We start from the raw sequence: 23195 nt of genomic DNA on the forward strand, positions 1-23195 counted from the left end.
CCTCCCCCGCCGCGCCCACCTCCCCGCGAGCGTAAGCCCACTGTGGAAATCCGGTCCGAAAATCGCAGCCCGCTTACGCTCGCGGTGCGCGTGCGACGTGAACCCGACGGATGATGTCGTCGGGATGGTCTTCCGCGATGACCCGGACGACGATCCACCCGTGGCGCTCCAGCATCTCGAGCCGGCGAATGTCCTTGACGTACTGATAGCGACTGGCTCGATGCTGATCGCCGTCGTACTCGACGGCAAGTTTGATGTCCTCCCAGCCCATGTCCAAATAAGCCTCGGCCCAACCCCATTCGTTGCGCACCACAATCTGCGTCTGCGGGCGGGGAAAGCCGGCCCGCAGTAGTAGCAGGCGCAGCCATGTTTCCTTGGGCGACTGAGCCCCACCGTCGACCAGTTCGGGGGCGGCACGGGCGGCCTTCATGCCTCGCCGTCCGCGGTACCGGTCGACCAAAGACTCGACGTCGGCCATTTTCAGGCCGGTCGCTTGCACAAGGGCGTCGACCGCAGCGACCGCGGCACTCAGCCGGCATCTCCTGGCCAAGTCGAGCGCCGTGCGGGCCGGCGTCGTGACTCGCATGCCGTCGACGACGGTGATCTCGTCGGCCTCGATCCGCTCTTCCCAGACTTGGACGCCCGGGGCGGGGCAGCGGTTGGTGTCGATGATCGCGGCGGGCAATGCCGGGTCGATCCACTTCGAGCCGTGCAGCGCTGAGGCGGAGAGCCCGGCGAGTATGCCGCGCCGCCGAGACCGCAGCCAGCATGCCTTCGCCCGCAGCACGGCATTCAGCTCAGCCTCTTTACGTACGTACACGTCTTTGTGCAGCGCCGTGTACCGGCTGCGCAGCTCGTGGGGAGTCAGTGCGCCGACAGCCAGGGCCTCGCTGCCCAGAAAAGGGCCTGTCATGGGCGAAGTGTGCTCAGCCACACCGACAAAATCTCCGCGAGCGTAAGCCCACTGTGGAAATCCGGTCCGAAAATCGCGGCCCGCTTACGCTCGCGGTGCGAAATGGGGGAGGTGTCCGAGCCTGCGAGCCGAGGCGATAAGTTGACCGGGTGACTGACACAGCCACCGAGCAAGCCACCGAGCCCGCCACCAGCAGCGGCAGACCGGCATTCGTATCCCGTTCAGTCCTGGTCACCGGCGGAAACCGGGGGATCGGGCTGGCGATCGCGCAGCGACTGGCCGCAGACGGCCACAAGGTGGCCGTCACGCACCGCGGATCCGGGGCGCCCGAGGGGCTGTTCGGCGTCGAGTGCGACGTCACCGACAACGACGCCGTCGACCGCGCCTTCAAAGAGGTCGAGGAGCACCAGGGTCCCGTCGAGGTGCTGGTGTCCAACGCCGGCATCTCCAAAGACGCCTTCCTCATCCGCATGACCGAGGACCGCTTCGAGGAGGTCATCAACGCGAACCTCACCGGGGCGTTCCGGGTGGCCCAGCGTGCATCGCGCAGCATGCAGAAAAGGCGGTTCGGCCGCATCATCTTCATCGGATCGGTGTCCGGCATGTGGGGCATCGGCAACCAGTCCAACTACGCGGCCGCCAAGGCCGGCCTGATCGGCATGGCCCGCTCGATCTCCCGGGAGCTGTCCAAGGCCGGGGTGACCGCCAATGTGGTGGCCCCCGGCTACATCGACACCGAGATGACCCGCGCGCTGGACGAGCGGATCCAGGCGGGCGCGCTGGAGTTCATCCCGGCCAAACGGGTCGGCACCGCCGCCGAGGTGGCCGGGGCGGTCAGCTTCTTGGCGTCCGAGGACGCGAGTTACATTGCCGGCGCGGTCATCCCGGTCGACGGCGGCATGGGCATGGGTCACTGAGTTCAACCACGACTTGTAAGGACGGACATGGCAGGACTGCTCGACGGCAAACGGATCCTGATCTCGGGGATCATCACCGATTCGTCGATCGCGTTTCACATCGCCAAGGCTGCCCAGGAGGCGGGTGCGCAGTTGGTGCTGACCGGGTTCGACCGGTTGCGTCTGATTCAGCGCATCGCCGACCGGCTGCCGGAGAAGGCGCCGCTGATCGAACTCGACGTGCAGAACCAGGAGCACCTGGACTCGCTGGCCGAGCGGGTCACGGCCGAGATCGGCGAGGGCAACAAGCTCGACGGTGTGGTGCACTCGATCGGTTTCATGCCGCAGACGGGGATGGGCATCAACCCGTTCTTCGACGCCCCGTATGAGGATGTCTCCAAAGGCATTCACATCTCGGCGTATTCGTATGCCTCGCTGGCCAAGGCGACGCTGCCGATCATGAACCCCGGCGGCTCCATCGTGGGTATGGACTTCGACCCCAGCCGCGCGATGCCGGCCTACAACTGGATGACGGTGGCCAAGAGCGCGCTGGAATCGGTCAACCGGTTTGTGGCGCGCGAGGCCGGCAAGTTCGGCGTGCGTTCCAATCTCGTTGCGGCGGGCCCGATCCGGACGCTGGCCATGAGCGCGATCGTCGGAGGCGCACTCGGCGAAGAGGCTGGCGCGCAGATGCAGCTGCTCGAAGAGGGCTGGGACCAGCGCGCTCCCATCGGCTGGAACATGAAGGACCCGACGCCGGTCGCCAAGACGGTGTGCGCGTTGCTCTCGGATTGGCTGCCGGCGACGACGGGAACGATCATCTTCGCCGACGGTGGCGCAAGCACCCAATTGTTATAAACAGCAATGGAATTCGATGCCGTCCTGCTGCTGTCCTTCGGCGGGCCGGAGGGGCCCGAGCAGGTTCGGCCGTTCTTGGAGAACGTCACCAGGGGCCGTAACGTGCCGCCGGAACGTCTCGACGACGTCGCCGAGCACTACCTGCACTTCGGTGGGGTGTCACCGATCAACCGGATCAACCTGGCGCTCATCGAGCAGCTGCGCGCCGAGCTCGAAGGCCGCGGTTTGGGCCTGCCGGTCTATTTCGGCAACCGCAACTGGGAGCCGTACGTCGAAGACACCGTAGCGACGATGCGGGACAACGGAATTCGTCGGGCCGCGGTATTCACCACGTCGGCCTGGAGTGGCTACTCCAGCTGCACGCAGTACGTCGAGGACATCGCCCGGGCCCGCGCGGCGGCCGGGCCGGATGCGCCCGAATTGGTCAAGCTGCGGCCCTATTTCGACCACCCGCGGTTCGTGCAGATCTTCGCCGACACCATCGGGGCGGCATCGGGCGCCCTGACCGCCGAGCAGCAGGCCGGTGCGCGCCTGGTGTTCACCGCGCATTCCATTCCGGTGGCCGCCGACGACCGCTTGGGCCCGCGGCTGTACAGCCGCCAAGTCGCCTATGCCGCAAGCCTTGTGGCGTCCGCCGCCGGATACTCCGAGTACGACCTGGCGTGGCAGTCCCGGTCGGGGCCGCCCCAGGTGCCGTGGCTGGAACCCGACGTCGCCGACCGCCTCGCCAGCCTGGCGGAGGCCGGCACCACGGCCGTCATCGTCTGCCCGATCGGGTTCGTCGCCGACCACATCGAGGTGGTGTGGGATCTGGACAACGAGTTGGCGGCCCAGGCCGAGGCGGCCGGCGTCACCATGGTGCGGGCCTCGACGCCCAACGCCCACCCGCGGTTCGCGCAGATGGCCGCGGACCTGATCGACGAACTGCGCTACGACCGGGCGCCCGAGCGGGTCGCCGGATCAGACCCGGTGCCCGGCTGCCTGGCCAGCGTCAACGGTGCGCCGTGCCGCCCGCCGCACTGCGCGGCCGGCCGCCACCAGGATTAGTCGCCCCACGCCGAATGCAGGATCGCGGTCACGGCCGCCATCCGCGCCGAACGCACCACGGCGGTCAGCGGTCGCAGGGCATCGCTGGCGATGCGGGCCTCCGAGGATGACTGCGTGCCGAGCGGTTCCAGTCCGGCGGCGACGGGCGCGGTGAAACGCTCCGGCGAGTCGGATCGACTCAGCCCCGCGCTGACCGCGATGATGGCGTCGACGTGCGCGGCGTTCTCCAGCACCCGCAGCGCGCGCGTCGGCGCATGGTCGGGAATGCGGTGTTGCCGTGCGGATTCCAGCAGTTGCTCGACCAGCCCACGCGGGTCGTCGACGTCGGCCGCCGCGGCACCCAGCCCGATGGCCCCCAGCGCGTCGGCGGCCGAGCGCACCGCCGACCGCAGCGTGTATTCGGCGTCGCCGAGCTCGTAATGGTCCAGCACCGGGGCGCCGGGCAGCGAGTACACCGTCCACGTCAGCGCGCACAACTCCGCCAGCCGTGTCTCGTAGTCCTCGGGCGCGTCCTCGTCATCCTCGTAGGAGAATTCGGGCACCAGGCCGACGGCGGTGCCGGGATTGCGGGGATTGGCGATGATGACCGCCTCGCCGGCGGCCAGGGCGTCCTGCCCGAACTGCGTCCCGGGGGCCAGCCCGCGCACATCGCCGGGCACCGGCAAAAGCACGCTGATCGTCCCGCGCATCAACCCGGCACCGGCGGACGTCGGCGCCGGCCGGCCGACGGCGGCGCGCAATGTCTGCAGCAGCGTGACCGTTCCGGCGTCATGGACGTCGGGCCAGGGCAGCCCGGTGTGGCCCGCGGCGACGGCATCATACGCGGTCACCGATTGCTTTGGCGCCCAAACGGATAACGCGTCCAGGACGTCGTCGGGCGCGGCCTTTCCGGCGAGCCAGGCATTGGCCCACAGGGACAGCGAAACACTGGGACACCACACGATCACGCAGTGTAGTTGTTTTGCCCGGCAAAGGCGGATCACGCGTATTCTTGCCGCATGCACGCCGCGGTGCTTTGGCTAATATTCGCGCTGGTGTTGGCCGGTGCGGAGGCACTCACCGGCCATTTGTTTTTGGTGATGCTCGGTGGCGGCGCCCTGGCCGCGGCGTTCACCAGTTGGCTGACCGACTTTCCGGTGTGGGCGAACGGGGCGGTGTTCCTGGTCGTCTCGGTGCTGCTGCTGGTGCTGGTTCGCCCGCCGCTGAAGCGCCGGCTGACGCCGATCACGGCGCCGCGCCTGGGAATCGAGGCGCTGCAGGGCAAAACCGCGCTGGTGCTCGAACGGGTCGCGCGTGACGAGGGTCAGGTCAAACTCGACGGCCAGGTGTGGTCCGCGCGCCCGCTCAACGACGTCGATGTCTACGAACCCGGCGAGCCGGTCACCGTCATGCAGATCGACGGCGCCACCGCCGTGGTCTTCAAGAGCAGTCTTTAGCGGCGAGAAGCGCTGCGAAGGAAAGGAAGTCCGATGCAAGGTGCGGTTGCTGGTTTGGTGCTGCTGGCCGTCTTGGTGATCTTCGCCATCGTGGTGGTGGCGAAGTCGGTGGCGCTGATTCCTCAGGCAGAGGCCGCGGTGATCGAACGGCTGGGACGCTACAGCCGCACGGTCAGCGGGCAACTGACGTTGTTGGTGCCGTTCATCGATCGCGTCCGCGCCCGGGTGGATCTGCGTGAGCGGGTGGTGTCGTTCCCGCCGCAGCCGGTGATCACCGAGGACAACCTGACCCTCAACATCGACACGGTGGTCTACTTCCAGGTCACCGTTCCCCAGGCGGCCGTCTACGAGATCAGCAACTACATCGTCGGCGTCGAGCAGCTCACCACGACCACGCTGCGCAACGTCGTCGGCGGCATGACACTCGAGCAGACGCTGACGTCGCGCGACCAGATCAACGGGCAGCTGCGCGGCGTGCTCGACGAGGCGACCGGCCGCTGGGGGCTGCGGGTCGCCCGGGTCGAACTGCGCAGCATCGATCCGCCGCCGTCGATCCAGGCGTCGATGGAGAAGCAGATGAAGGCGGACCGCGAGAAGCGGGCGATGATCCTGACCGCCGAGGGCATGCGCGAGGCGGCGATCAAGGAGGCCGAAGGCCAGAAGCAGGCGCAGATCCTGGCCGCCGAGGGAGCCAAGCAGGCCGCGATCCTGGGCGCCGAGGCCGACCGGCAGTCCCGGATGCTGCGCGCCCAGGGTGAGCGGGCCGCGGCGTACCTGCAGGCGCAGGGCCAGGCCAAGGCGATCGAGAAGACGTTCGCCGCGATCAAGGCGGGCCGGCCCACCCCGGAAATGCTGGCCTACCAGTATCTGCAGACGCTGCCGGAGATGGCGCGCGGCGACGCCAACAAGGTGTGGGTGGTGCCCAGCGACTTCAGCGCGGCGCTGCAGGGGTTCACCAAACTGCTGGGAACCCCGGGCCAGGACGGGGTGTTCCGCTTCCAGCCGTCACCCGTCGAGGACGCGCCCAAGCACAGCGCCGATGACGACGCCGAGGTCGCCGACTGGTTCTCCACCGAAACCGACCCGGCGATCGCCCAGGCGGTGGCCAAGGCGGAGGCGATAGCCCGTCAGCCGGCGGATGGACCGGCGGGGGAGCTGACTCCATAGGATTGCGGGATGAGTGTGTTGACTTCCCCGAAGACCTACACGGCGCTCGGCATTTTCCACGCCGTCGACGCGGTGCTGTGCGGCGTTCAGGTGGCTCCCATCAAGAAGGTGCTGGACGACGTGGGGCTGCCGCAGAACGTCCGGCCCGCGCTGCCGGCGGTGAAAGCGGCCGCCGCGGTCGGCTTGCTGTCGGTCTACCGTTTTCCCGGCCTGGCCCGGCTGACGACGGCGATGCTGACGCTGTACTTCGTCTTGGCGGTCGGCGCGCACGTCCGCGTGCGCGACAAGGTCGTCAATGGCCTTCCGGCGGCGCTGTTCCTGGCGCTGGTCGCGGGAATGACGATCAAGGGACCCGACGAGAACTAGTCGAGGCGCAACTCGACCAGCGGCAGCGGGGTATCGGTCTCTGTGATCGGGACGCCGAGCGTCTCCTCGAGCACCGGCCTCATCTTGTCCCAGGCTTTGCCATGACGGCTCAGGTATGCGGCCAGCGCGCGGTCGGCCTCCTGTTGGTCGAGGACCCGCGCGGTGGCACGCCGGGGCGCGTGGCTGCCCGCGTAGACGCGCACCCGCGGGTGGGCCTGAATGTTGCGGAACCACTGCGCCTTTCGGCCGAAGCCCGACGCGACAATGTAGGTGCCCGGCGCAGGGTGATCGAGAACTTCTAGCACCACATAGCGCGGTTCACCGGATTTGCGGCCGATGTGCTCGAGCATCAGGAGCCGCGAGCCGAACAGCGCGCCGGCGCGGGCTTTGTAGATCCAGATCGGCGCTCGCATCAGGCGCCGCGACCGCAGGATGCGTGCGCCGGTATTGACGAAAAGGGTTGTGTTGGACACCTTTACCTCCATTTCTCGTTCACCTGCCGACAAGCCCGTCGCGATAGATCGCGAACACCTCGCCGGCCCACCGCCGCATTCCGGCATCCGAGAGCGGGTCCACGCCGAGCACCTCGGTCAGGCGCGGCCGCAGCGTCAGCACCGCGAGGTCGTTGACTAGCAAAAACGCCGCCCGCACCGCCGCGTCCGCGCCGCGACTGGCGGTGCCGGCCGCGACCATAGCGTCGAGAGTCGTTTGGCTGAGCCGGAATAGCCTGTCGAACAATGCCGACCCGGCGTTCCCTCCGTTGATCAGCAGTCGGCTCAGGTATGCCGGGATCGGCGAGTCGGGTGGCAGGTAGGTGGCCAGGCCGTCGAGCAGGTTCGGCATTGCGGTGGGTTCGAGTCCGACCACGGCGGTCTGCTCGGTCATCTTCGTGAGCAGCGCTTCGAAGGTGGTGACGACGTGATTGTCGACGATGTCGACGAGCCCGTCCTTCGAGCCGTAATGCCTGATGAGCAGGGCCGGCGAAACGCCGGCCGCGCTCGCGATGTCGCGCAGCGTGACCGCGTCGGGGCCGCGCTCGGCGAACAGTCGCAGCGCTTCGTCGCGGATCCGCGCCCGGGCCGTGCGGTCGTCCGGCGGTGGTGAATGCACGTTTACAATTATAAACAGATGTTTACAAACGGCGGCAGGGTCCAGGTCGACGGGGGATGACTATCCGCTGCGCTCGGATCTCAGGAGTGCGGCGCCGGCGGCAGCGGCGGCACGATGCTGACCGCGGGTGATGGCGATGGCGGCGGCGAATAAATGCACCCGGGGCCCGCATTCTGCGCCGACAGCGGCGGCGGATATGGCGGCGGGGGCAACTGGACGCGGACCGTCCAGACCAGACCGGTGATGGCGAAGGTGGCCAGGGCGCCCAGGATCAGGCCCGCCAGCCCGGCGAGGACGGCGACGCCGGTGGGAAACCGACTGGCTCCGCTGTTGTCCGATGTCATGCGGCTCTCCACGGTGGTCGGAGCTGGATAGCCAAGACGCTACTGTGCCAAGCCCTGTCGCCGTCACGATTCCGGGCATCGTGACGGCGACAGGTCCGGTTGTGTCAGGGATGCGGCGTGGGAGACGGCGGTGAGGGCGGTGTCGGGAGTCCCTCGCCCGGGGGCGGCGGCACCAAGCCACGCGGGGGTCCCGGCGGCCCGGGCGGCGGCGCGAATCCGAATCCACCCGGCATGGGTCCGGCCATCGGGGGAGGCGGGGGCCCGTGGAACGGCGCGCCCATCATCGGCGGCGGCCCCGGCGGCGGGGGCGGGGGCGGCCCGACGCTGACGATCCAGGCGAAGGCGATCGCCGCGACGGTGCCGACCGCGCCGAGCAGCGCACCCGCCACTCCGGCGCCGATCACCACGCCGGTGGAGTGACGGCGCCGCTCGGGTGCCTGGTAGGTCACCGGCTCGGGCGGGTTGGTGTTGATTTCGTCGTTCGTGGTCATGTCACGGACGCTAGGAGCCGGGTCTGAAATGGATCTGAAGAAATGGCTGCCCAACGGATCTCATGCGTCACTGTCGTCACGAGCGAAGGACAACGACCTTTTGCCCGCCTCCGCGCGACAACGCGATGACGTCGGGCCGTGAGAGTGAGAGTCGCTCGAAGGCGGGCAATTGCCACGTCCCTCGGCGCCCGTGGCGGCCGAAGCTGGGTCCCCCGACGGGCTTCAGGTTGATCTCAGAACCGGCACCGACAATGGGGTTATGACGGATTCGCGGCATGCCGACGGTTGTTCGCCCGCGCGCCGGTCCGATCAGTTCAGCATCGGCACGCCGCGGGTACTGGTCGTCGAAGACTCCGAGACCATCCGTGAGATGGTCAGCGAAGCGCTCGCCGATGCCGGCTATCACACCGATGCCCGATGCGACGGCGACGGCCTGGAAGAGGTTCTCGACGGGATGCGGCCCGACCTGGTGGTGCTCGACGTGATGCTGCCCGGACGCGACGGGTTCGCGCTCATCGACGTCATCCGCGAATGGGGTGACATCGGGATCGTCCTGATCACCGCCCGCGACGGGCTGCCGGATCGGCTGCGCGGACTGGACGGCGGGGCCGACGACTACGTCATCAAGCCGTTCGAATTGGCCGAACTGATGTCGCGGGTCGGCGCGGTGCTGCGCCGTCGGGGACGGCTGTCCCAGGTGATTCAGGTGGGCGACGTCACGCTGGACCTCGGCGCGGGCGTGGCCGCGCGCGGCGGCCACCGGCTGGACCTGACCGCAACCGAGCTGCGCGTGCTGGCTTTTCTGGTGGAGCAGCGCGGCCGGATCGTCAGCGCGGGCCAGATCCTCAACGGCGTGTGGGGTTACGACGCGTACGACCCGAACCTGGTGCAGGTTCACGTCAGCGGGCTGCGGCGCAAGCTCGAGGCACACGGGCCGCGGGTCCTGCACACCGTGCGCGGCATCGGCTACCGCCTGCAAGCCGAGCGGTCATGACGGCCGCGTCGTCCACGCCGACGCCGTCGCTGCAGCGGCGCGTGACGCTGGTGGTGCTGGCGCTGCTCGCCGTCCTGCTGGTGGTGCTCGGCGTCACCATCGATATCACCATGGGCGTTCTCGCCCAACGCAATCTGCACGACCGGCTGCTGGCCGCGACATCGCGCGCCGACGCGTTGAGCGCCGCGCACACCTCACCCGATCTGCTCGCCGCCGAACTCAACGGCGGCGGGATCCGGGCGTTGGTCGTCACCGCCGACGGCACCGCCTACGGCGACCGTGGGATCAGTCCCGAGCTGAGCGACGGGGCGGTCGATCCGCCGCCGCTGTACCCGCCGCCACCGCCACCGCCGCCCTATCCGCCACCGCCACCGCCGCCGTACCCGCCGCCGCCGCCCTATCCGCCACCGCCGTACGCACTTCCGCCGCCGCCCGGTCCTCCGCCGGACGCCACCGCGACGGCCGTCGTGCACCCGCTCCCGAATGGCAGCCGGGTGATCCTGGTCGCTGACACCACGCAAACCACACAGGTCGCTCATCAGCTGCGCGCCTTGATGATCGGAGCGGGCCTGGTGACTTTGCTGCTCGCGGCGCTGCTGCTGATCGCGGTCAGCCGGGCGGCACTGCGGCCGCTGGACCGGCTCACCGCCCTGGCCAACGCCATCACCACCGGTGACCGCGGGCGGCGACTGCGCCCGGACCGCACCGACACCGAACTCGGCCGCGCCGCAAGCGCTTTCGACGGCATGCTGGATGCGCTGGAACTGTCCGAGCAGCGGGCGCGCCACGCCGCCGACACCGCGCAGCGCGCGGAGACGGCAACCCGGCGATTTCTCGTCGACGCCGCCCACGAGTTGCGCACCCCGATCGCCGGCATTCAGGTCGCCGCCGAGCAGCTCGCGCACGGCGCCTCCGAGCACCAAGACGACGGGCAATACCGCCGGGCGAGCCTGTTGCTCTCCGACGCCCGCCGCGCCGGGCGGCTCGTCTCCGACATGCTGGACCTGAGCCGCATCGACGCCGGGCTGGCGCTCGAGCTGCACGACGTCGACGTCGCCGACCTGCTCGACGGCGAAGCCGACCGGGCCGCCATGCTGGCGCCGCAGGTCAGCGTCAGCCGCACCGGCTTGACCGCGCTGCACCTGAACGCCGACGCGACCCGGCTGTCGCAGATCGTGTCAAACCTGCTCGACAACGCCCGCCGGTACACGCCGGCCGGGGGAGCCATCACCGTCGACCTTCGCGCGCCCGAGGACCTCGCGGAAATCACTATCACCGACACCGGTCCAGGCATCCCGGATGACCAGCGGGACAACATCTTCGAGCGGCTGGTGCGGCTGGACCCCGGCCGCGCCCGCGACCACGGCGGCGCCGGGTTGGGCCTGGCGATCGCGCGGGCGCTGGCGCGTGCCCACGGCGGCGACTTGGCGTGCCTGCCTCACCAGGGCGGCGCTCAATTCCGGCTCACGCTGCCGCGAACATGAAACCGAGCGGCGGCCACCCGGGTGAGGCGGCCACCGCTCGGCACGGCTAGCGCACGGCCGGGATCAGAACCCCGGCGGTGGCGGCGGACGGAACGGTCCACCCGGACCGCCCGGCGGCGGTGCAAGCGGTCCCCCCGGCGGTGGGGGCGGCCCGCCTGGCCCGCCTGGCCCGCCTGGTCCACCCGGCCCCCAGGGTTGCCCCGGCCCGGGCGGCGGGGGCGGCGGATCCGCGCTCGCCACCGCGGCACCGATCCCGGCCGCGGCCACCCCGAGGGTTCCCGCAATCAACGAACCAGCGATCATTTGCCTGATCTTCACTGGGCCATCCATCCTCTCTGTTGACGGTTCCTTCATCCGGTCGGCGCGAAATCGACCTTCTCGCACCGCATTTACCGGCCCTTGCCCCCTCGCGGCCGACTCGGGGGCGATGCCGCGACGGTAGACAGGCAGCCTGAAGCCGACCTGAAGATGAAAGAAAGGTCGCGCCTCGGGGGCGCTCAGCGATCGCGCGTCAGCGAGGGGAAGGCGGCGCGGTCACGGCCGTCAGGCGCCACTTGTCCAGCCAGGGCCGCACCAACTCGGCGACGGAGAACTTGGCCCGGGCCGCGCACCCGGCTTTGGGGATGACGGGGTCAGCGCCGCGGATGAGGATGCCGACGGCGCTGACGGTGCCGTCCTTTTCGTACAGATACACCGGGCCGCCCGAATCGCCGCACTGGCCGCTGGCCAGGAACACGACTTTGCTGCCGGTGATGCTGACGATCTGGCCGCAGGAGTCCGCCCCGGAGCCCATGCCGAACTTGCACAACTGCTGGCCAATCTGCAGGTTGGCGGCGACACCGGTGACCGGCAGCGTCGAGGCGACCGCGGAGGACTGGGGAATGTTGTCGCCGTCCAGCGTGATCAGGCCGATGTCGTGCTGTTCGTTGTGCACGCCCTCGCTGACCGTCTGGCTGAACGTGCCCAGCGTCGCGTAGGGAAGGACGCCGCCGAGGTTCATCGTGACCTTGCTGGGTCCCCCGGGGCGGTTGCAATGCCCGGCGGTGAGGATCGCGGGCTTGCCGGCGCTGGTGCGCACCAAAAACCCTGCGGTGCAACCCATTCCGCCCGATCCGTCGGCATAGTCGACGTAAATCCCGGCGCCCGGACCCACGGCGCTGGCGGCGGGCAGATCGATCGGCGCCAGGACGGGCTGCGGCGGTGCCGGCTGCTGCGCCGGTGCGGGGGCGGTCCTGGGAAACAGGCAGACGGCCGTCACGAGGGCGGCGATGCTGCACACCACGGCGACGACGAGCAACGAGGTGTGAATTTTGGCGCGTTGTGGCGGCGCGTCCGTTGCGGCGGAGGCGCTCTCCTTGGGCTTAGGGCGCCGTTCGCCGCGGCCGGGCACGAAACCCATCACCGCGATCACGGCCAACGCCAGGGCGCTCAGCGGCAGCGCGACGGTCCGGGCCGGCGAGTACGAGGCCCCCCAGCTCGCCACCTCCACCGCGTACATCCTGACCATTAGATCGATGTTTGGCGCGCCGCGCGGCGGTCTGACCGAAGTTGGTGATCAGCTGATGGCGGCCGGCTCGGGGGAGGGCTCGTCGAGGGGGCGGCGAGCACGGCGATGGTGCCGTCGGAAGTGGCGAATCTCGACGATCAGCCCGGTCAGCCCCAGCGCGCTGGTGACCCCCGACACCAGGTACAGCAGCGCGCTGACGTGACCGGCCAGCGCGTCGCCGAGAACCACCACGGCGGTGGTGCCGGGCAGCAACCCGGCCAGCGTCGCCACCGCGTAGGGCAGCACCCGCACGCTCGACGCGCCCGCCGCGTAGTTGAGCACCGAGAACGGCACCGCGGGAATCAGCCGCAGCGACACGACGGCCAGCCAGCCCCGTTGCCGCAGGCGCTCTTCCACCGTGTCGATCGACCGGTGGCGCACCAGGCGGTTCAGCCGCCACCCGGCCGCGCGCACCAGCAGCATGGCGATCATCGCGCTCGCGGTGCTGGCCACCACCGCGATGGCGACGCCCAGCAGCGGACCGAACAGCAGCCCGGCCGCCAGGGTGAACGCCGTGCGCGGAATGGGCACCACCGTCGCGACGATGTGAGCGATCAGGAACGCCAACGGAAACCACGGCCCGACAGACTGCGCCCAGTCGCGCATCTGCATCGGCGAGGGCAGCGGAAGCAACGATGCCAGCACCAACAACGCTGTGATGCCCACCACTGTCCAGACGATCCGCGACCGGGACACGCCTCGCGCGGCCACGCCGATCGCGCAGCCGAGATCGCGAAGCGTTTCGGTGATTTTGCTGGTGGCGGAACCCGTCACGGCTTCCTAGGGTACGGGGCGCGGATGAATATGGCGTTTCCCGAGGCTGGCGTTTCATCGTGAATCGCACCCGCCGGCCGGCACCGGGCGGTTTTTAGCGACCAGCGGTCATCAATTAGCCTCAGTAGCTAAGTGGTATCCCCAGAGCTGTAGCCCAAATGCTGGGAAAAGGGAGCAATCGGTGTCCATTGATGTACCCGAACGCGCAGACCTAGAACAGGTTCGCGGGCGTTGGCGCAGTGCGGTCGCCGGTGTGCTGGCTAAAAGCACCCGGAAGGACCCCGAGCAGTTGGGGGACGCGCCCGAGCGGCTGCTGGAAACTCCGACGTATGACGGGATCGCGATCCGCGCGCTCTACACCGCACTCGACGAAGTGCCGGAACCGCCGCTGCCGGGCGAGTGGCCCTATGTGCGCGGCGGCGACGCGCTGCGCGACGTCCAGTCCGGCTGGAAGGTCGCCGAGGCCTTCCCGGCCACCCCGGTGCCCGGCGTCGCGGCGAAGGACGTCAACTCCGCGGTGCTGGACGCGCTCAACAACGGGGCCAGCGCCCTGGTCCTGCGGATCGGGGAATCGGGCGTGGCGCCCGACCAGCTGGAAGAGGCGCTCGAGGGCGTCTATCTGAGCATGGCGCCCCTGATCCTCGAAGCCGGCGCCGACTACCCGGCGGCCAGCGACGCGGTGCTGAGGATGGCCGAGGGGGTGGAACCCGACCAGCGCGCCACCGTGTCGATCGACCTGAGCGGCGACCCGCTGAGCGCGGGGCTGAGTGAGCGGCCCGCGCCGAACATCCAGGACGTGATCGCGGTGGCCAAGCGGGCCACCGGTCACACCGGCGTGCGCGCGATCACCGTCGACGGACCCGCCTTCCACAACCTCGGCGCCAACGCGACGTGGGAGCTCGCGGCCAGCGTCGCGGCCGCGGTGAGTTACCTGCGGGTGCTCACCGAATCGGGGTTGTCGATCGGTGAGGCGTTGCGGCAGATCAGCTTCCGGTTCGCCGCCGATGACGACCAGTTCATGACGATCGCCAAGTTCCGCGCGGCGCGCAACCTGTGGGCGCGGGTCGCCGAGGTTGTCGGCGAACCGGATGCCGGTGCTGCCGTCATCCACGCCGAGACGTCCCTGCCGATGATGACCCAGCGCGACCCGTGGGTGAACATGCTGCGCTGCACCCTGGCCGCCTTCGGCGCCGGCGTCGGTGGCGCCGACTCCCTGGTGGTCTTCCCGTTCGACGTGGCGATCGACGGCGGATTCCCGGACATCGCAACGAGTTTCGCCCGCCGCATCGCGCGCAACACGCAGCTGCTCCTTCTCGAGGAGTCGCATGTGGGTCGCGTCCTGGACCCGGCCGGTGGTTCGTGGTTCGTGGAGGACCTCACCGGCCGCCTGGCCGAGCAGGCTTGGGAGCAGTTCCAGGCCATCGAGGCGCACGGCGGGTTCACCGAGGCGCGCGACTTCATCGCCGGCCAGATCGCCGAGGTGGCCGCCCGCCGCCGCGACGACATCGCGCACCGCCGGACCGCGATCACCGGTGTCAACGAATTCCCGAACCTCACCGAAGCGCCGCTGCCGCAGAGCGACTCGACGTATTCGCCGCTCGCGGCGGGAAACCTGGTGCGTTACGCCGCGGAGTTCGAAGCGTTGCGGGACCGGTCGGACGCCTACCTGGCCCGCACCGGGTCGCGCCCGCAGGTGCTGTTGCTGCCGCTAGGCCCGTTGGCCGAGAACAACATCCGCGCAACCTTCGCCTCGAACCTGCTGGCCTCCGGCGGCATCGAGGCGATCAACCCCGGGACGGTCGACGCCGACGGTGTCGCGTCGGCGGTGACGGACGCGGGGTCGCCGGCGGCGGCGGTCATCTGCGGCACCGACAAGCGATACCAGGACGAGGCCTCGGGCGTCGTGCAGGCCGCGAAGGCCGCCGGCATATCACGCGTCTATCTGGCCGGGCCGGAAAAGGCCGTGGCCGACGCCGAACATCAACCGGACCAGTTCCTGACCGCGAAAATCGATGCGGTCCAAGCTCTGTCGGATCTGCTCGCGCGGCTAGGGGCCTGAGGGAGATTAGCAACTGATGACGACCACTGCACCTGCTGTTGGCAGCTTCGCCGATGTGCCGCTGCACAGCGAGCGGACTGTCGCACCGGCGACCGAAGCCGCGGTCGAAGAACACGTGGCCGCGGCCGCGGCCGCGCATTCGTACACACCCGAGCAACTGCAATGGCAGACACCGGAAGACATCGACGTCAAACCGGTTTACATCGGCGCGGACCGCGTGGCGGTGGAAGCCGACGGCTATCCGCTGCACAGCTTCCCCGGCGAACCGCCGTTCGTGCGCGGGCCCTACCCGACGATGTATGTCAACCAGCCGTGGACCATTCGGCAATACGCCGGATTCTCCACCGCCGCGGAGTCCAACGCCTTCTACCGGCGCAACCTGGCCGCGGGCCAGAAGGGTCTGTCGGTGGCCTTCGACCTGGCCACCCACCGCGGGTACGACTCCGACCACCCGCGCGTGCAGGGTGACGTCGGAATGGCCGGTGTGGCAATCGATTCCATCCTGGACATGCGCCAGCTGTTCGACGGCATCGACCTGTCGACGGTGTCGGTGTCGATGACCATGAACGGCGCGGTGCTGCCGATCCTGGCGCTGTACGTGGTGGCCGCCGAGGAGCAGGGCGTTCCGCCGGAGAAGCTGGCCGGCACCATTCAGAACGACATCCTCAAAGAGTTCATGGTGCGCAACACCTACATCTATCCGCCCAAGCCGTCGATGCGCATCATCTCCGACATCTTCGCCTACAGCAGCGCGAAAATGCCGAAGTTCAACTCCATCTCGATCTCCGGCTACCACATCCAGGAGGCCGGGGCCACAGCCGATTTGGAGCTGGCCTACACGCTGGCCGACGGGGTCGACTACATCAAGGCCGGGCTGGACGCCGAGCTGGACATCGACAAGTTCGCGCCGCGGCTGTCGTTCTTCTGGGGCATCGGGATGAACTTCTTCATGGAGGTCGCCAAGCTGCGGGCGGGCCGGCTGCTGTGGAGCGAGCTGGTTTCCCAGTTCGACCCGAAGAATCCGAAATCGCTGTCGCTGCGCACACATTCGCAGACCTCGGGCTGGTCGCTGACCGCGCAGGACGCCTTCAACAACGTCGCCCGCACCTGCATCGAGGCGATGGCCGCGACGCAGGGTCACACGCAGTCGCTGCACACCAACGCGCTCGACGAGGCGCTGGCGCTGCCCACCGACTTCTCGGCCCGCATCGCCCGCAACACCCAGCTGGTGTTGCAGCAGGAGTCGGGCACCACGCGGCCCATCGACCCGTGGGGCGGCTCGTACTACGTCGAATGGCTGACCCATCAGCTCGCGCAGCGCGCCCGCGCCCACATCGCCGAGGTCGCCGAGCACGGCGGCATGGCGCAGGCCATCAGCGACGGCATCCCCAAGCTGCGCATCGAGGAGGCGGCGGCCCGCACCCAGGCCCGCATCGACTCCGGGATCCAGCCGGTGATCGGGATCAACAAGTACCAGGTCGAAGAGGACCAAGAGGTCGAGGTCCTCAAGGTCGAGAACAGCCGGGTGCGCGCCGAGCAGCTGGCCAAGCTCAAGGAGCTGCGGGAAAGCCGTGACCAGTCGGCGGTGGACGCGGCGCTGGCGGAACTGTCCCGGGCGGCGGCCGCGCACGGCCGCGCCGGTGAGGACGGGCTGGGCAACAACCTGCTGGCGCTGGCCATCGACGCGGCCCGCGCCAAGGCCACCGTCGGCGAAATCTCGGACGCGCTGGAAAAGGTGTATGGCCGTCACCAGGCGGAGATCCGTACTATCGCCGGGGTCTACCGCGACGAGGCTGGAAAGGCCGGAAACATGGCAACCGCGACCGAACTCGTCGAGAAGTTCGCGGAAGCCGACGGTCGCCGCCCCAGAATTCTGGTCGCGAAGATGGGCCAGGACGGCCACGACCGCGGTCAGAAGGTGATCGCTACGGCGTTCGCCGACATCGGTTTCGACGTGGACGTCGGTTCGCTGTTCTCCACCCCCGAGGAGGTGGCCCGCCAGGCCGCCGACAACGACGTGCACGTGGTCGGGGTGTCCTCGCTCGCCGCCGGCCATCTGACGCTGGTGCCCGCGCTGCGTGACGCGCTGGCCGAGGTGGGGCGGCCCGACATCATGATCGTGGTCGGCGGCGTCATCCCGCCGGGCGACTTCGACGAGCTGTACGAGGCCGGGGCCGCCGCCATCTTCCCGCCCGGGACGGTGATCGCCGACGCCGCAATCGGCTTGCTGCACAAGCTCGCCGAGCGGCTGGGTTACGACCTGTAATGATCGCCGCGACACTGCAACTACCGACGGTGTTACTCGGGAAATGCGTCGCCAGTTGCAGTCTCGCGGTGCGGGAAAGATGAAACCGGAAAAATTGGCCGAGGCGATCCGCAACGGTGATCGCGCGGCGCTGCCGCGGGCCATCACGCTGCTGGAGTCCACCCGCGCCGACCATCACGAGAAGGCGCAGCGGCTGCTGTTGGAGCTGACACCGGACTCGGGTAACGCGCATCGCGTGGGCATCACGGGGATTCCCGGGGTGGGCAAGTCCACCAGCATCGAGGCCCTCGGCATGCACCTGATCGAACTGGGCCATCGGGTGGCGGTGTTGGCCGTCGACCCGTCGTCCACCCGCACCGGCGGCTCGATCCTCGGTGACAAGACTCGGATGTCGCGCCTGGCAATGCATCCGGATGCATACATTCGGCCTTCGCCCACGTCGGGCACCCTGGGCGGGGTGGCCAAGGCCACCCGCGAAACGGCGGTGCTGCTGGAAGCGGCCGGCTTCGACGTGATCCTGATCGAGACCGTGGGCGTCGGTCAGTCCGAGGTGACGGTGGCAAACATGGTCGACACCTTCGTGCTACTGACGCTGGCACGTGGCGGCGACCAATTGCAGGGCATCAAAAAGGGTGTGCTGGAGCTGGCCGACATCGTCGTGGTGAACAAGGCCGACGGCGACCACCTCGCCGAGGCCCGGTCGGCCGCGCGCGAGCTCGCCGGGGCGATCAGGCTGATTCATCCCCGCGAAACGCTGTGGCGGCCGCCCGTTCTCACCATGAGCGCGGCCGAGGGGACCGGGCTCAAAGAATTGTGGGACACCATCGAACGTCACCGTCAGGTGCTCACCGAGGCGGGCGAGTTCGAGGCGCGCCGCCGGGCCCAGTTGGTCGACTGGACTTGGCAGATGGTGCGCGACACGGTGCTGGACCGGCTGATGTCCAGCCCGGCGGTGCGCAAGATCCGTGCCGACGTGGAGCGAAAGGTCAAGGCGGGGGAGCTAACTCCCGCGCTGGCGGCCCAAGAAATATTGACGGCCGCGTCGGGCTAACGGATAGGTAAATAATCCCAATTCCGCTCCTATTAGTTGTGAAATCGAAGTAAATTCAAAGTGTGACGGTGGATACCCGAGTCGATCGCCGCGCGGTCCGTGTCCACGATGACCCTGACGCAGGTCATCGTGTGTCCGGCGCGGCGGACTCACACTTCGGTTGCGTCGTTCGTAGCTTCGCCAGCATGTTCCCGGCCCGCCGGTTCGGTGGTGGGGCGCTGGCCGTGTATCTCGACGGTCAGCCCGTCGTCGACGTCTGGACGGGTTGGTCAGACCGGGGTGGCCATACGCCGTGGTCGGCCGACAGCGCGCCGATGGTGTTCTCGGCGACGAAAGGAATGGCCGCCACCGTCATTCACCGGCTCGCCGATCGGGGGCTGATCGACTACGACGCCCCCGTCGCCGAGTACTGGCCGGCGTTCGGGGCAAACGGCAAGGCCGACATGACCGTGCGCGACGTCATGAGGCATGCTGCCGGCCTGTCGGGCCTGCGGGGCGCCACCAAGGAAGAACTGCTCGATCACGTAGTGATGGAGGACAAGCTGGCCGCGGCCGCACCCGGGCGCCTGCTGGGCAAATCGGCGTATCACGCGCTGACGTTCGGCTGGCTGATGTCGGGCCTCGGCCGCGCCGTGACCGGCAAAGGCATGGGCACGCTGATCCGCGAGGAGCTCGCCGAGCCGCTGGGCACCGACGGGCTGTATTTGGGACGCCCGCCGGCCGGGGCGCCGACGCGTGTCGCCCAGATCGTCGCGCCCCAGAACCTGGTGAGGAACCCGGTCCTCAGCTTCGTGACGCGCAAGGTGGCCAACGAGCTGTCCGGCGGGTTCCGGTCCATGTACTTCCCGGGCATGGTCGCCGCGGTTCAGGGTGACACCCCTTTGCTGGATGGGGAGCTCCCGGCGGCCAACGGGGTGGCGACGGCCCGCGGGCTGGCACGGATGTACGGCGCCATCGCCAACGGCGGCGAGGTCGACGGCACCCGGTTCCTGTCCCGCGAGCTGGTCGCCGGCCTGACCGGCCAACGAAGCCTGCGCCCGGACCGAAACCTGTTCGTGCCGTTGGCATTCCACCTGGGCTACCACAGCCTGCCCATCGGGAACGTGATGCCCGGTTTCGGCCATGTCGGGCTCGGCGGTTCGCTCGGCTGGACCGACCCGGCGAGCGGCGTCGCCTTCTCGTTGGTGCACAACCGGCTGCTGACACCATTCGTGATGACCGATCACGCGGCGTTCGTCGGCATTTACGCGCTGATTCGCAAGGCCGCCGAGAAGGCACGCAAACGCGGCTTCCAACCGGTCACCGAATACGGGGCACCGTTCTACGAGCCGGGAGCCGTCGCCGGCTAGCCGCCTTCGTTCTCGGCCGCCACCCCCGCGGGGGTGTTATGCGGGCGATGTACTCTGTCCCGATGTTTGCCCCGTCCAATTCCGTGCATTCTCGCGGCATTGCCGGAGAAAGCACGGTCGGTGATCGGCGCGTTGGGGGCGCGCTGATGGCTGGACGGCGATATCGGCATCCAGGAGAACGGCAAACTCAGGTCGCCTGGTCGAACGCATCGGACCCCCCACATGAGTGCGAACCCCGAAGTTTCCGGCTCCAGTGCCATCGCCGGCCGCCGGCCCCGGCGGCGAAGCGCGGCAAGTCCGAGGCTCGCGCAGGTATTCGACGCACGCAATAACGCGCTGAACGTTTGGCGCCTGGTGCTGGCGTCGGGCGTCATCCTGGGACACTCCTGGCCGCTGACCGGCCGCAAACTGCACCCACCGGTCGACCAACTGCTTACTCAGGGGTGGGTGGACGGGTTCTTCGTCATCTCGGGATTCCTCATCACCTCGAGCTGGGTCCGCAACCCGCGCCTTCGTGAGTACTTCGTCGCCCGGGCTCTTCGTATCTTTCCGGGCCTCTGGGTGTGCCTGGTGGTGGTCGCGTTCGTCATCGCCCCGGTCAGCGTGCTCATCCAAAAAGGTTCGGCCTTAAGGCTATTGCTGTCTCCCGCGCCGATCACCTACGTGCTGAACAACGCCGTGCTGAACGTGTACCACGCCGGCATCGACGGAACGCCCAAGAACGTACCCTTCCCGGGTGTGTGGGACGGGGTGCTGTGGACGCTCATCTTCGAAATGTTCTGCTACATCGCCGTTGCCGTGGCCGGCATAGCCGGCCTTTTCAATCGCCGGTGGCCCGCTCCCGTGGTGTTCGCACTGTTCCTTGTCGCCGCGCTGCTGGTTTCCTACCCGGTCGAGGCGATACCGACCCTTCCCCAGATGGTGACGCGTTTCGCGCTGGTGTTCGCGGCGGGTGCCGTCCTGCACGAGTTCCGGGACAAGATTCCCGCTCGATGGTCACTGGTGGCCTTGAGCGCCGTCATCGTCGTGGCGGCCGGCCTATTTGTGCCCAACTACCGGATACTCGCAGCGCTTCCGCTGGCCTACGCCGTCGTCGTCTCGGGCGCGCTGATCCACAACGAGCGCTTGCGGCTGCGCACCGACCTTTCCTATGGCGTCTACATCTACGCGTGGCCGATGCAGCAGTTGCTGGTGATCTGCGGGCTCGGCTTCCTGCATCCGCTGGCGTTCGCCGTCGCCGCCGCCGCCGCGACCCTACCGCTGGCCGCACTCAGCTGGTTCCTGGTGGAAAAGCGAGCGCTGTCGCTCAAATCGCGCTTCAAGCGCAGAGCGCGCGGATGGGGTAATTCGGACGCCGGGGCACAACCCGCCGCGGACGCCGTCTCGGCCGAATGAGCCGCTGACGAGTTCTCGGGCTGCGATTGCGCTACGGTGCCCGGCTTAGCTAATTCGCCGCTGATTCGGAATCCCGGCGCACAACTCTGGCGAACCAATTTACGTCCCCGAAGACGTGTCGTGGCCGTCGTGAGGTGGCCAAACGGGAGTAATTGAACACCGCGCGAGAAATTGCAAAGTCATGCATAATGACCAGATCCCGGGGGCCTGCCAGACGCGAACTGAAAGGTATGGGTTTCGCGATGACGCCTGCCCCCACGAGCAAGTCCGCCGATAGCGCCGCCACGGGCGGCGATCTTCCGCCGCCTACCGTCCGCTATCGAGGCGAAACTCGCCCCGTCGCGCTGTTCGTGATGGGCATGGCCCGGTCGGGGACGTCGGCGCTCACCCGCGTTCTGTCGCTCTGCGGGAGCACCCTGCCGGCCGGGATGTGCGGCGCCGATGGGAACAACCCGCGCGGCTATTGGGAGCCGCGCGCGGCGATCATGCTCAACGAGACGATTTTGCGACGCCACGACAGCAACTGGTACGACCCGACGATGCGCATGCAGGAAGAGTGTGCGTTCGGCGCAGGGGAAAAGGCCGCCTGCATCGCGGAGATCGCCGCTTACCTGGGCACGCTGCCGGCCGCGCCGCTGGTGGTCATCAAGGAACCGCGGATCACCGCGCTGTCCGAACTGTGGTTCGAGGCGGCGCGCCAGGTCGGCTTCGACGTCGCCGCGGTGATTGCGGTGCGCCACCCCCAAGAGGTGGTCGCCTCGGCGGCCAAGTACGTGCAGACCTCGCCAGAGCTCTCGAGCGCCTTATGGCTCAAATACAACCTGCTCGCCGAGCGGCACACCCGCGGCATGCCCCGGGTATTCGTCGACTACGCAAACCTCCTCGACGACTGGCACCGCGAGATGAAGCGGATTGCGACGACGCTCGAAATCGATCTGGACACCGCCGAAGAGGGTGCGATCGAGGAGTTTCTCACTCCGGATCTTCGTCGCCAGAGATACTGCGGCCCGGTGGCAGATCATTTCGGCACGGACTGGATCTCCGCGGTCTACGAAGCTCTGCGCGGGGCCGCCCAGGACGACCCTTTGAACGCATCGACACTGGATCGGGTGTTCGAGTCGTATCAGGCCAGCGAGCGGGATTTCCGGATGGCCTTCACGGAATTCCACAGTCGAACCAACAGCGTGGTTCGCCGGGTGTTCAGGCCGTTCATCGTGAAGCCGATCCTGGAGATCGCCGCGATGGTGCACAGGCGCAGGGGAGCCTGGGCCTAGACACCATTTCGCACTGGTCAGCGCCGCGCTCTGCGCGAAAAGTTGGCCGGGAGTGAGATATGCACGGCCGCAGCTGAGATTCAAACATTAAGTAAGCGAAACAAATTCGTAAAAACGGCGCCCAGGTGCATCGGCCCGGGCTATAGTTCTCACGGGCACAATATCCGATGAAACCGGGGGGCGAAGTTGGCGGTCGCAGGTCAGACCTGATTCCGCCTGAGGAGTTCGGGTCAAGTATCTCCTCTTTTCGCCAAAGATGTTGAGAGCGCTGAGTTTCAGGCCTCGGACTTCGTGGCGCGCGCATAAGCGTTGGCTCCGGTGGATTGCTGCCCTCACGTCGAGCGGCCCGATAGCACATCGGAACGGCATGGACAA

Annotated in this window: 21 protein-coding genes and 1 pseudogene; 14 read left to right on the forward strand and 8 right to left on the reverse strand. The window is 68.3% G+C overall.

What is annotated here, in order from left to right; translation table 11 throughout:
- Positions 1-73: 73 nt before the first annotated feature.
- Entirely contained in the window at positions 74-913 is an 840-nt protein-coding gene (locus tag A5688_RS22355; protein WP_067909397.1) for a DUF559 domain-containing protein, read from the reverse strand.
- Between the two features lie 149 nt (positions 914-1062).
- Here A5688_RS22355 and fabG1 point away from each other — a divergent pair, with 149 nt between their 5' ends.
- Genes fabG1 through A5688_RS22370 form a run of 3 tightly spaced genes read left to right on the forward strand, consistent with a single transcriptional unit; the run spans position 1063 to position 3714 of the window.
- Positions 1063-1830 carry a 3-oxoacyl-ACP reductase FabG1 gene (gene fabG1, locus A5688_RS22360; protein WP_067909400.1) on the forward strand — a complete coding sequence of 256 codons (768 nt, stop codon included), beginning with the start codon at positions 1063-1065 and terminating at the stop codon, positions 1828-1830.
- Between the two features lie 27 nt (positions 1831-1857).
- Positions 1858-2667 carry an NADH-dependent enoyl-ACP reductase InhA gene (gene inhA / locus A5688_RS22365; RefSeq protein ID WP_067836181.1) on the forward strand — a complete coding sequence of 270 codons (810 nt, stop codon included), beginning with the start codon at positions 1858-1860 and terminating at the stop codon, positions 2665-2667.
- Positions 2668-2673: 6 nt separating this feature from the next.
- The gene (locus tag A5688_RS22370; RefSeq protein WP_067909403.1) at positions 2674-3714 is read left to right on the forward strand and encodes a ferrochelatase; all 1041 of its coding nucleotides are present in this window, start codon (positions 2674-2676) and stop codon (positions 3712-3714) included.
- On the opposite strand, the gene A5688_RS22375 is transcribed toward A5688_RS22370, so the two are convergent.
- On the reverse strand, positions 3711-4655 hold the full coding sequence (locus A5688_RS22375) for a hypothetical protein (protein ID WP_067909448.1): 945 nt from the start codon (positions 4653-4655) through the stop codon (positions 3711-3713). The genes A5688_RS22370 and A5688_RS22375 overlap by 4 nt on opposite strands.
- A gap of 57 nt (positions 4656-4712) precedes the next feature.
- Here A5688_RS22375 and A5688_RS22380 point away from each other — a divergent pair, with 57 nt between their 5' ends.
- Genes A5688_RS22380 through A5688_RS22390 form a run of 3 tightly spaced genes read left to right on the forward strand, consistent with a single transcriptional unit; the run spans position 4713 to position 6683 of the window.
- Complete coding sequence (locus tag A5688_RS22380; protein ID WP_067836185.1) at positions 4713-5150, forward strand: NfeD family protein; 438 nt, start codon at positions 4713-4715, stop codon at positions 5148-5150.
- 33 nt (positions 5151-5183) lie between these two features.
- Positions 5184-6317, forward strand: a complete 1134-nt coding sequence (locus A5688_RS22385) for an SPFH domain-containing protein (protein ID WP_067836187.1) — start codon at positions 5184-5186, stop codon at positions 6315-6317.
- A 9-nt stretch (positions 6318-6326) separates the two neighbouring features.
- Positions 6327-6683 carry a DoxX family protein gene (locus A5688_RS22390; protein ID WP_067909406.1) on the forward strand — a complete coding sequence of 119 codons (357 nt, stop codon included), beginning with the start codon at positions 6327-6329 and terminating at the stop codon, positions 6681-6683.
- On the opposite strand, the gene A5688_RS22395 is transcribed toward A5688_RS22390, so the two are convergent.
- The 4 genes from A5688_RS22395 to A5688_RS22410 form a co-directional block, all read right to left on the reverse strand.
- Positions 6680-7096, reverse strand: coding sequence for a nitroreductase family deazaflavin-dependent oxidoreductase (locus A5688_RS22395; RefSeq protein ID WP_082955045.1), 417 nt, complete (start codon positions 7094-7096; stop codon positions 6680-6682). The two genes, A5688_RS22390 and A5688_RS22395, sit on opposite strands and share 4 nt — an antisense overlap.
- 79 nt (positions 7097-7175) lie before the next feature.
- On the reverse strand, positions 7176-7793 hold the full coding sequence (locus tag A5688_RS22400) for a TetR/AcrR family transcriptional regulator (protein ID WP_067909412.1): 618 nt from the start codon (positions 7791-7793) through the stop codon (positions 7176-7178).
- An 80-nt stretch (positions 7794-7873) separates the two neighbouring features.
- Entirely contained in the window at positions 7874-8137 is a 264-nt protein-coding gene (locus A5688_RS22405; protein ID WP_067836196.1) for a hypothetical protein, read from the reverse strand.
- Between the two features lie 104 nt (positions 8138-8241).
- Positions 8242-8628 (reverse strand): hypothetical protein, encoded by a 387-nt coding sequence (locus A5688_RS22410; RefSeq protein ID WP_067836198.1) that lies wholly within the window; start codon positions 8626-8628, stop codon positions 8242-8244.
- A 259-nt stretch (positions 8629-8887) separates the two neighbouring features.
- Here A5688_RS22410 and A5688_RS22415 point away from each other — a divergent pair, with 259 nt between their 5' ends.
- Positions 8888-9622: a response regulator transcription factor gene (locus tag A5688_RS22415; RefSeq protein ID WP_067836202.1), complete on the forward strand. Its 735-nt coding sequence runs from the start codon at positions 8888-8890 to the stop codon at positions 9620-9622.
- Positions 9619-11106: a sensor histidine kinase gene (locus A5688_RS22420; protein ID WP_067909415.1), complete on the forward strand. Its 1488-nt coding sequence runs from the start codon at positions 9619-9621 to the stop codon at positions 11104-11106. The genes A5688_RS22415 and A5688_RS22420 overlap by 4 nt, the downstream gene beginning before the upstream one ends.
- 511 nt (positions 11107-11617) lie before the next feature.
- On the opposite strand, the gene A5688_RS22425 is transcribed toward A5688_RS22420, so the two are convergent.
- Both A5688_RS22425 and A5688_RS22430 read right to left on the reverse strand, forming a co-directional pair.
- Positions 11618-12604, reverse strand: coding sequence for an endopeptidase (locus A5688_RS22425; RefSeq protein WP_431602650.1), 987 nt, complete (start codon positions 12602-12604; stop codon positions 11618-11620).
- Between the two features lie 57 nt (positions 12605-12661).
- Positions 12662-13426 carry a TVP38/TMEM64 family protein gene (locus A5688_RS22430; protein WP_067909421.1) on the reverse strand — a complete coding sequence of 255 codons (765 nt, stop codon included), beginning with the start codon at positions 13424-13426 and terminating at the stop codon, positions 12662-12664.
- Between the two features lie 181 nt (positions 13427-13607).
- On the opposite strand from A5688_RS22430, the gene mutA reads away from it, so the two are divergent.
- The 6 genes and pseudogenes from mutA (at position 13608) to A5688_RS22460 (ending at position 22820) form a co-directional block, all read left to right on the forward strand.
- Positions 13608-15485 carry a methylmalonyl-CoA mutase small subunit gene (gene mutA / locus A5688_RS22435; RefSeq protein ID WP_067909424.1) on the forward strand — a complete coding sequence of 626 codons (1878 nt, stop codon included), beginning with the start codon at positions 13608-13610 and terminating at the stop codon, positions 15483-15485.
- Positions 15486-15501: 16 nt separating this feature from the next.
- Entirely contained in the window at positions 15502-17751 is a 2250-nt protein-coding gene (gene scpA, locus A5688_RS22440) for a methylmalonyl-CoA mutase (RefSeq protein ID WP_067909428.1), read from the forward strand.
- A gap of 79 nt (positions 17752-17830) precedes the next feature.
- Positions 17831-18813, forward strand: a pseudogene (gene meaB / locus A5688_RS22445) (methylmalonyl Co-A mutase-associated GTPase MeaB).
- Positions 18814-18864: 51 nt separating this feature from the next.
- Positions 18865-20151: a serine hydrolase domain-containing protein gene (locus tag A5688_RS22450; protein ID WP_067909434.1), complete on the forward strand. Its 1287-nt coding sequence runs from the start codon at positions 18865-18867 to the stop codon at positions 20149-20151.
- 222 nt (positions 20152-20373) lie between these two features.
- Positions 20374-21546, forward strand: a complete 1173-nt coding sequence (locus A5688_RS22455) for an acyltransferase family protein (RefSeq protein ID WP_082955044.1) — start codon at positions 20374-20376, stop codon at positions 21544-21546.
- Between the two features lie 359 nt (positions 21547-21905).
- A complete protein-coding gene (locus A5688_RS22460; protein WP_067909455.1) occupies positions 21906-22820 on the forward strand; it encodes a sulfotransferase family protein in 915 nt (304 codons plus the stop codon).
- Positions 22821-23195: the final 375 nt, after the last annotated feature.

The sequence above is a fragment of the Mycobacterium mantenii genome (assembly GCF_001667865.1).
GTDB classification, from domain to species: Bacteria; Actinomycetota; Actinomycetes; order Mycobacteriales; family Mycobacteriaceae; genus Mycobacterium; species Mycobacterium mantenii_A.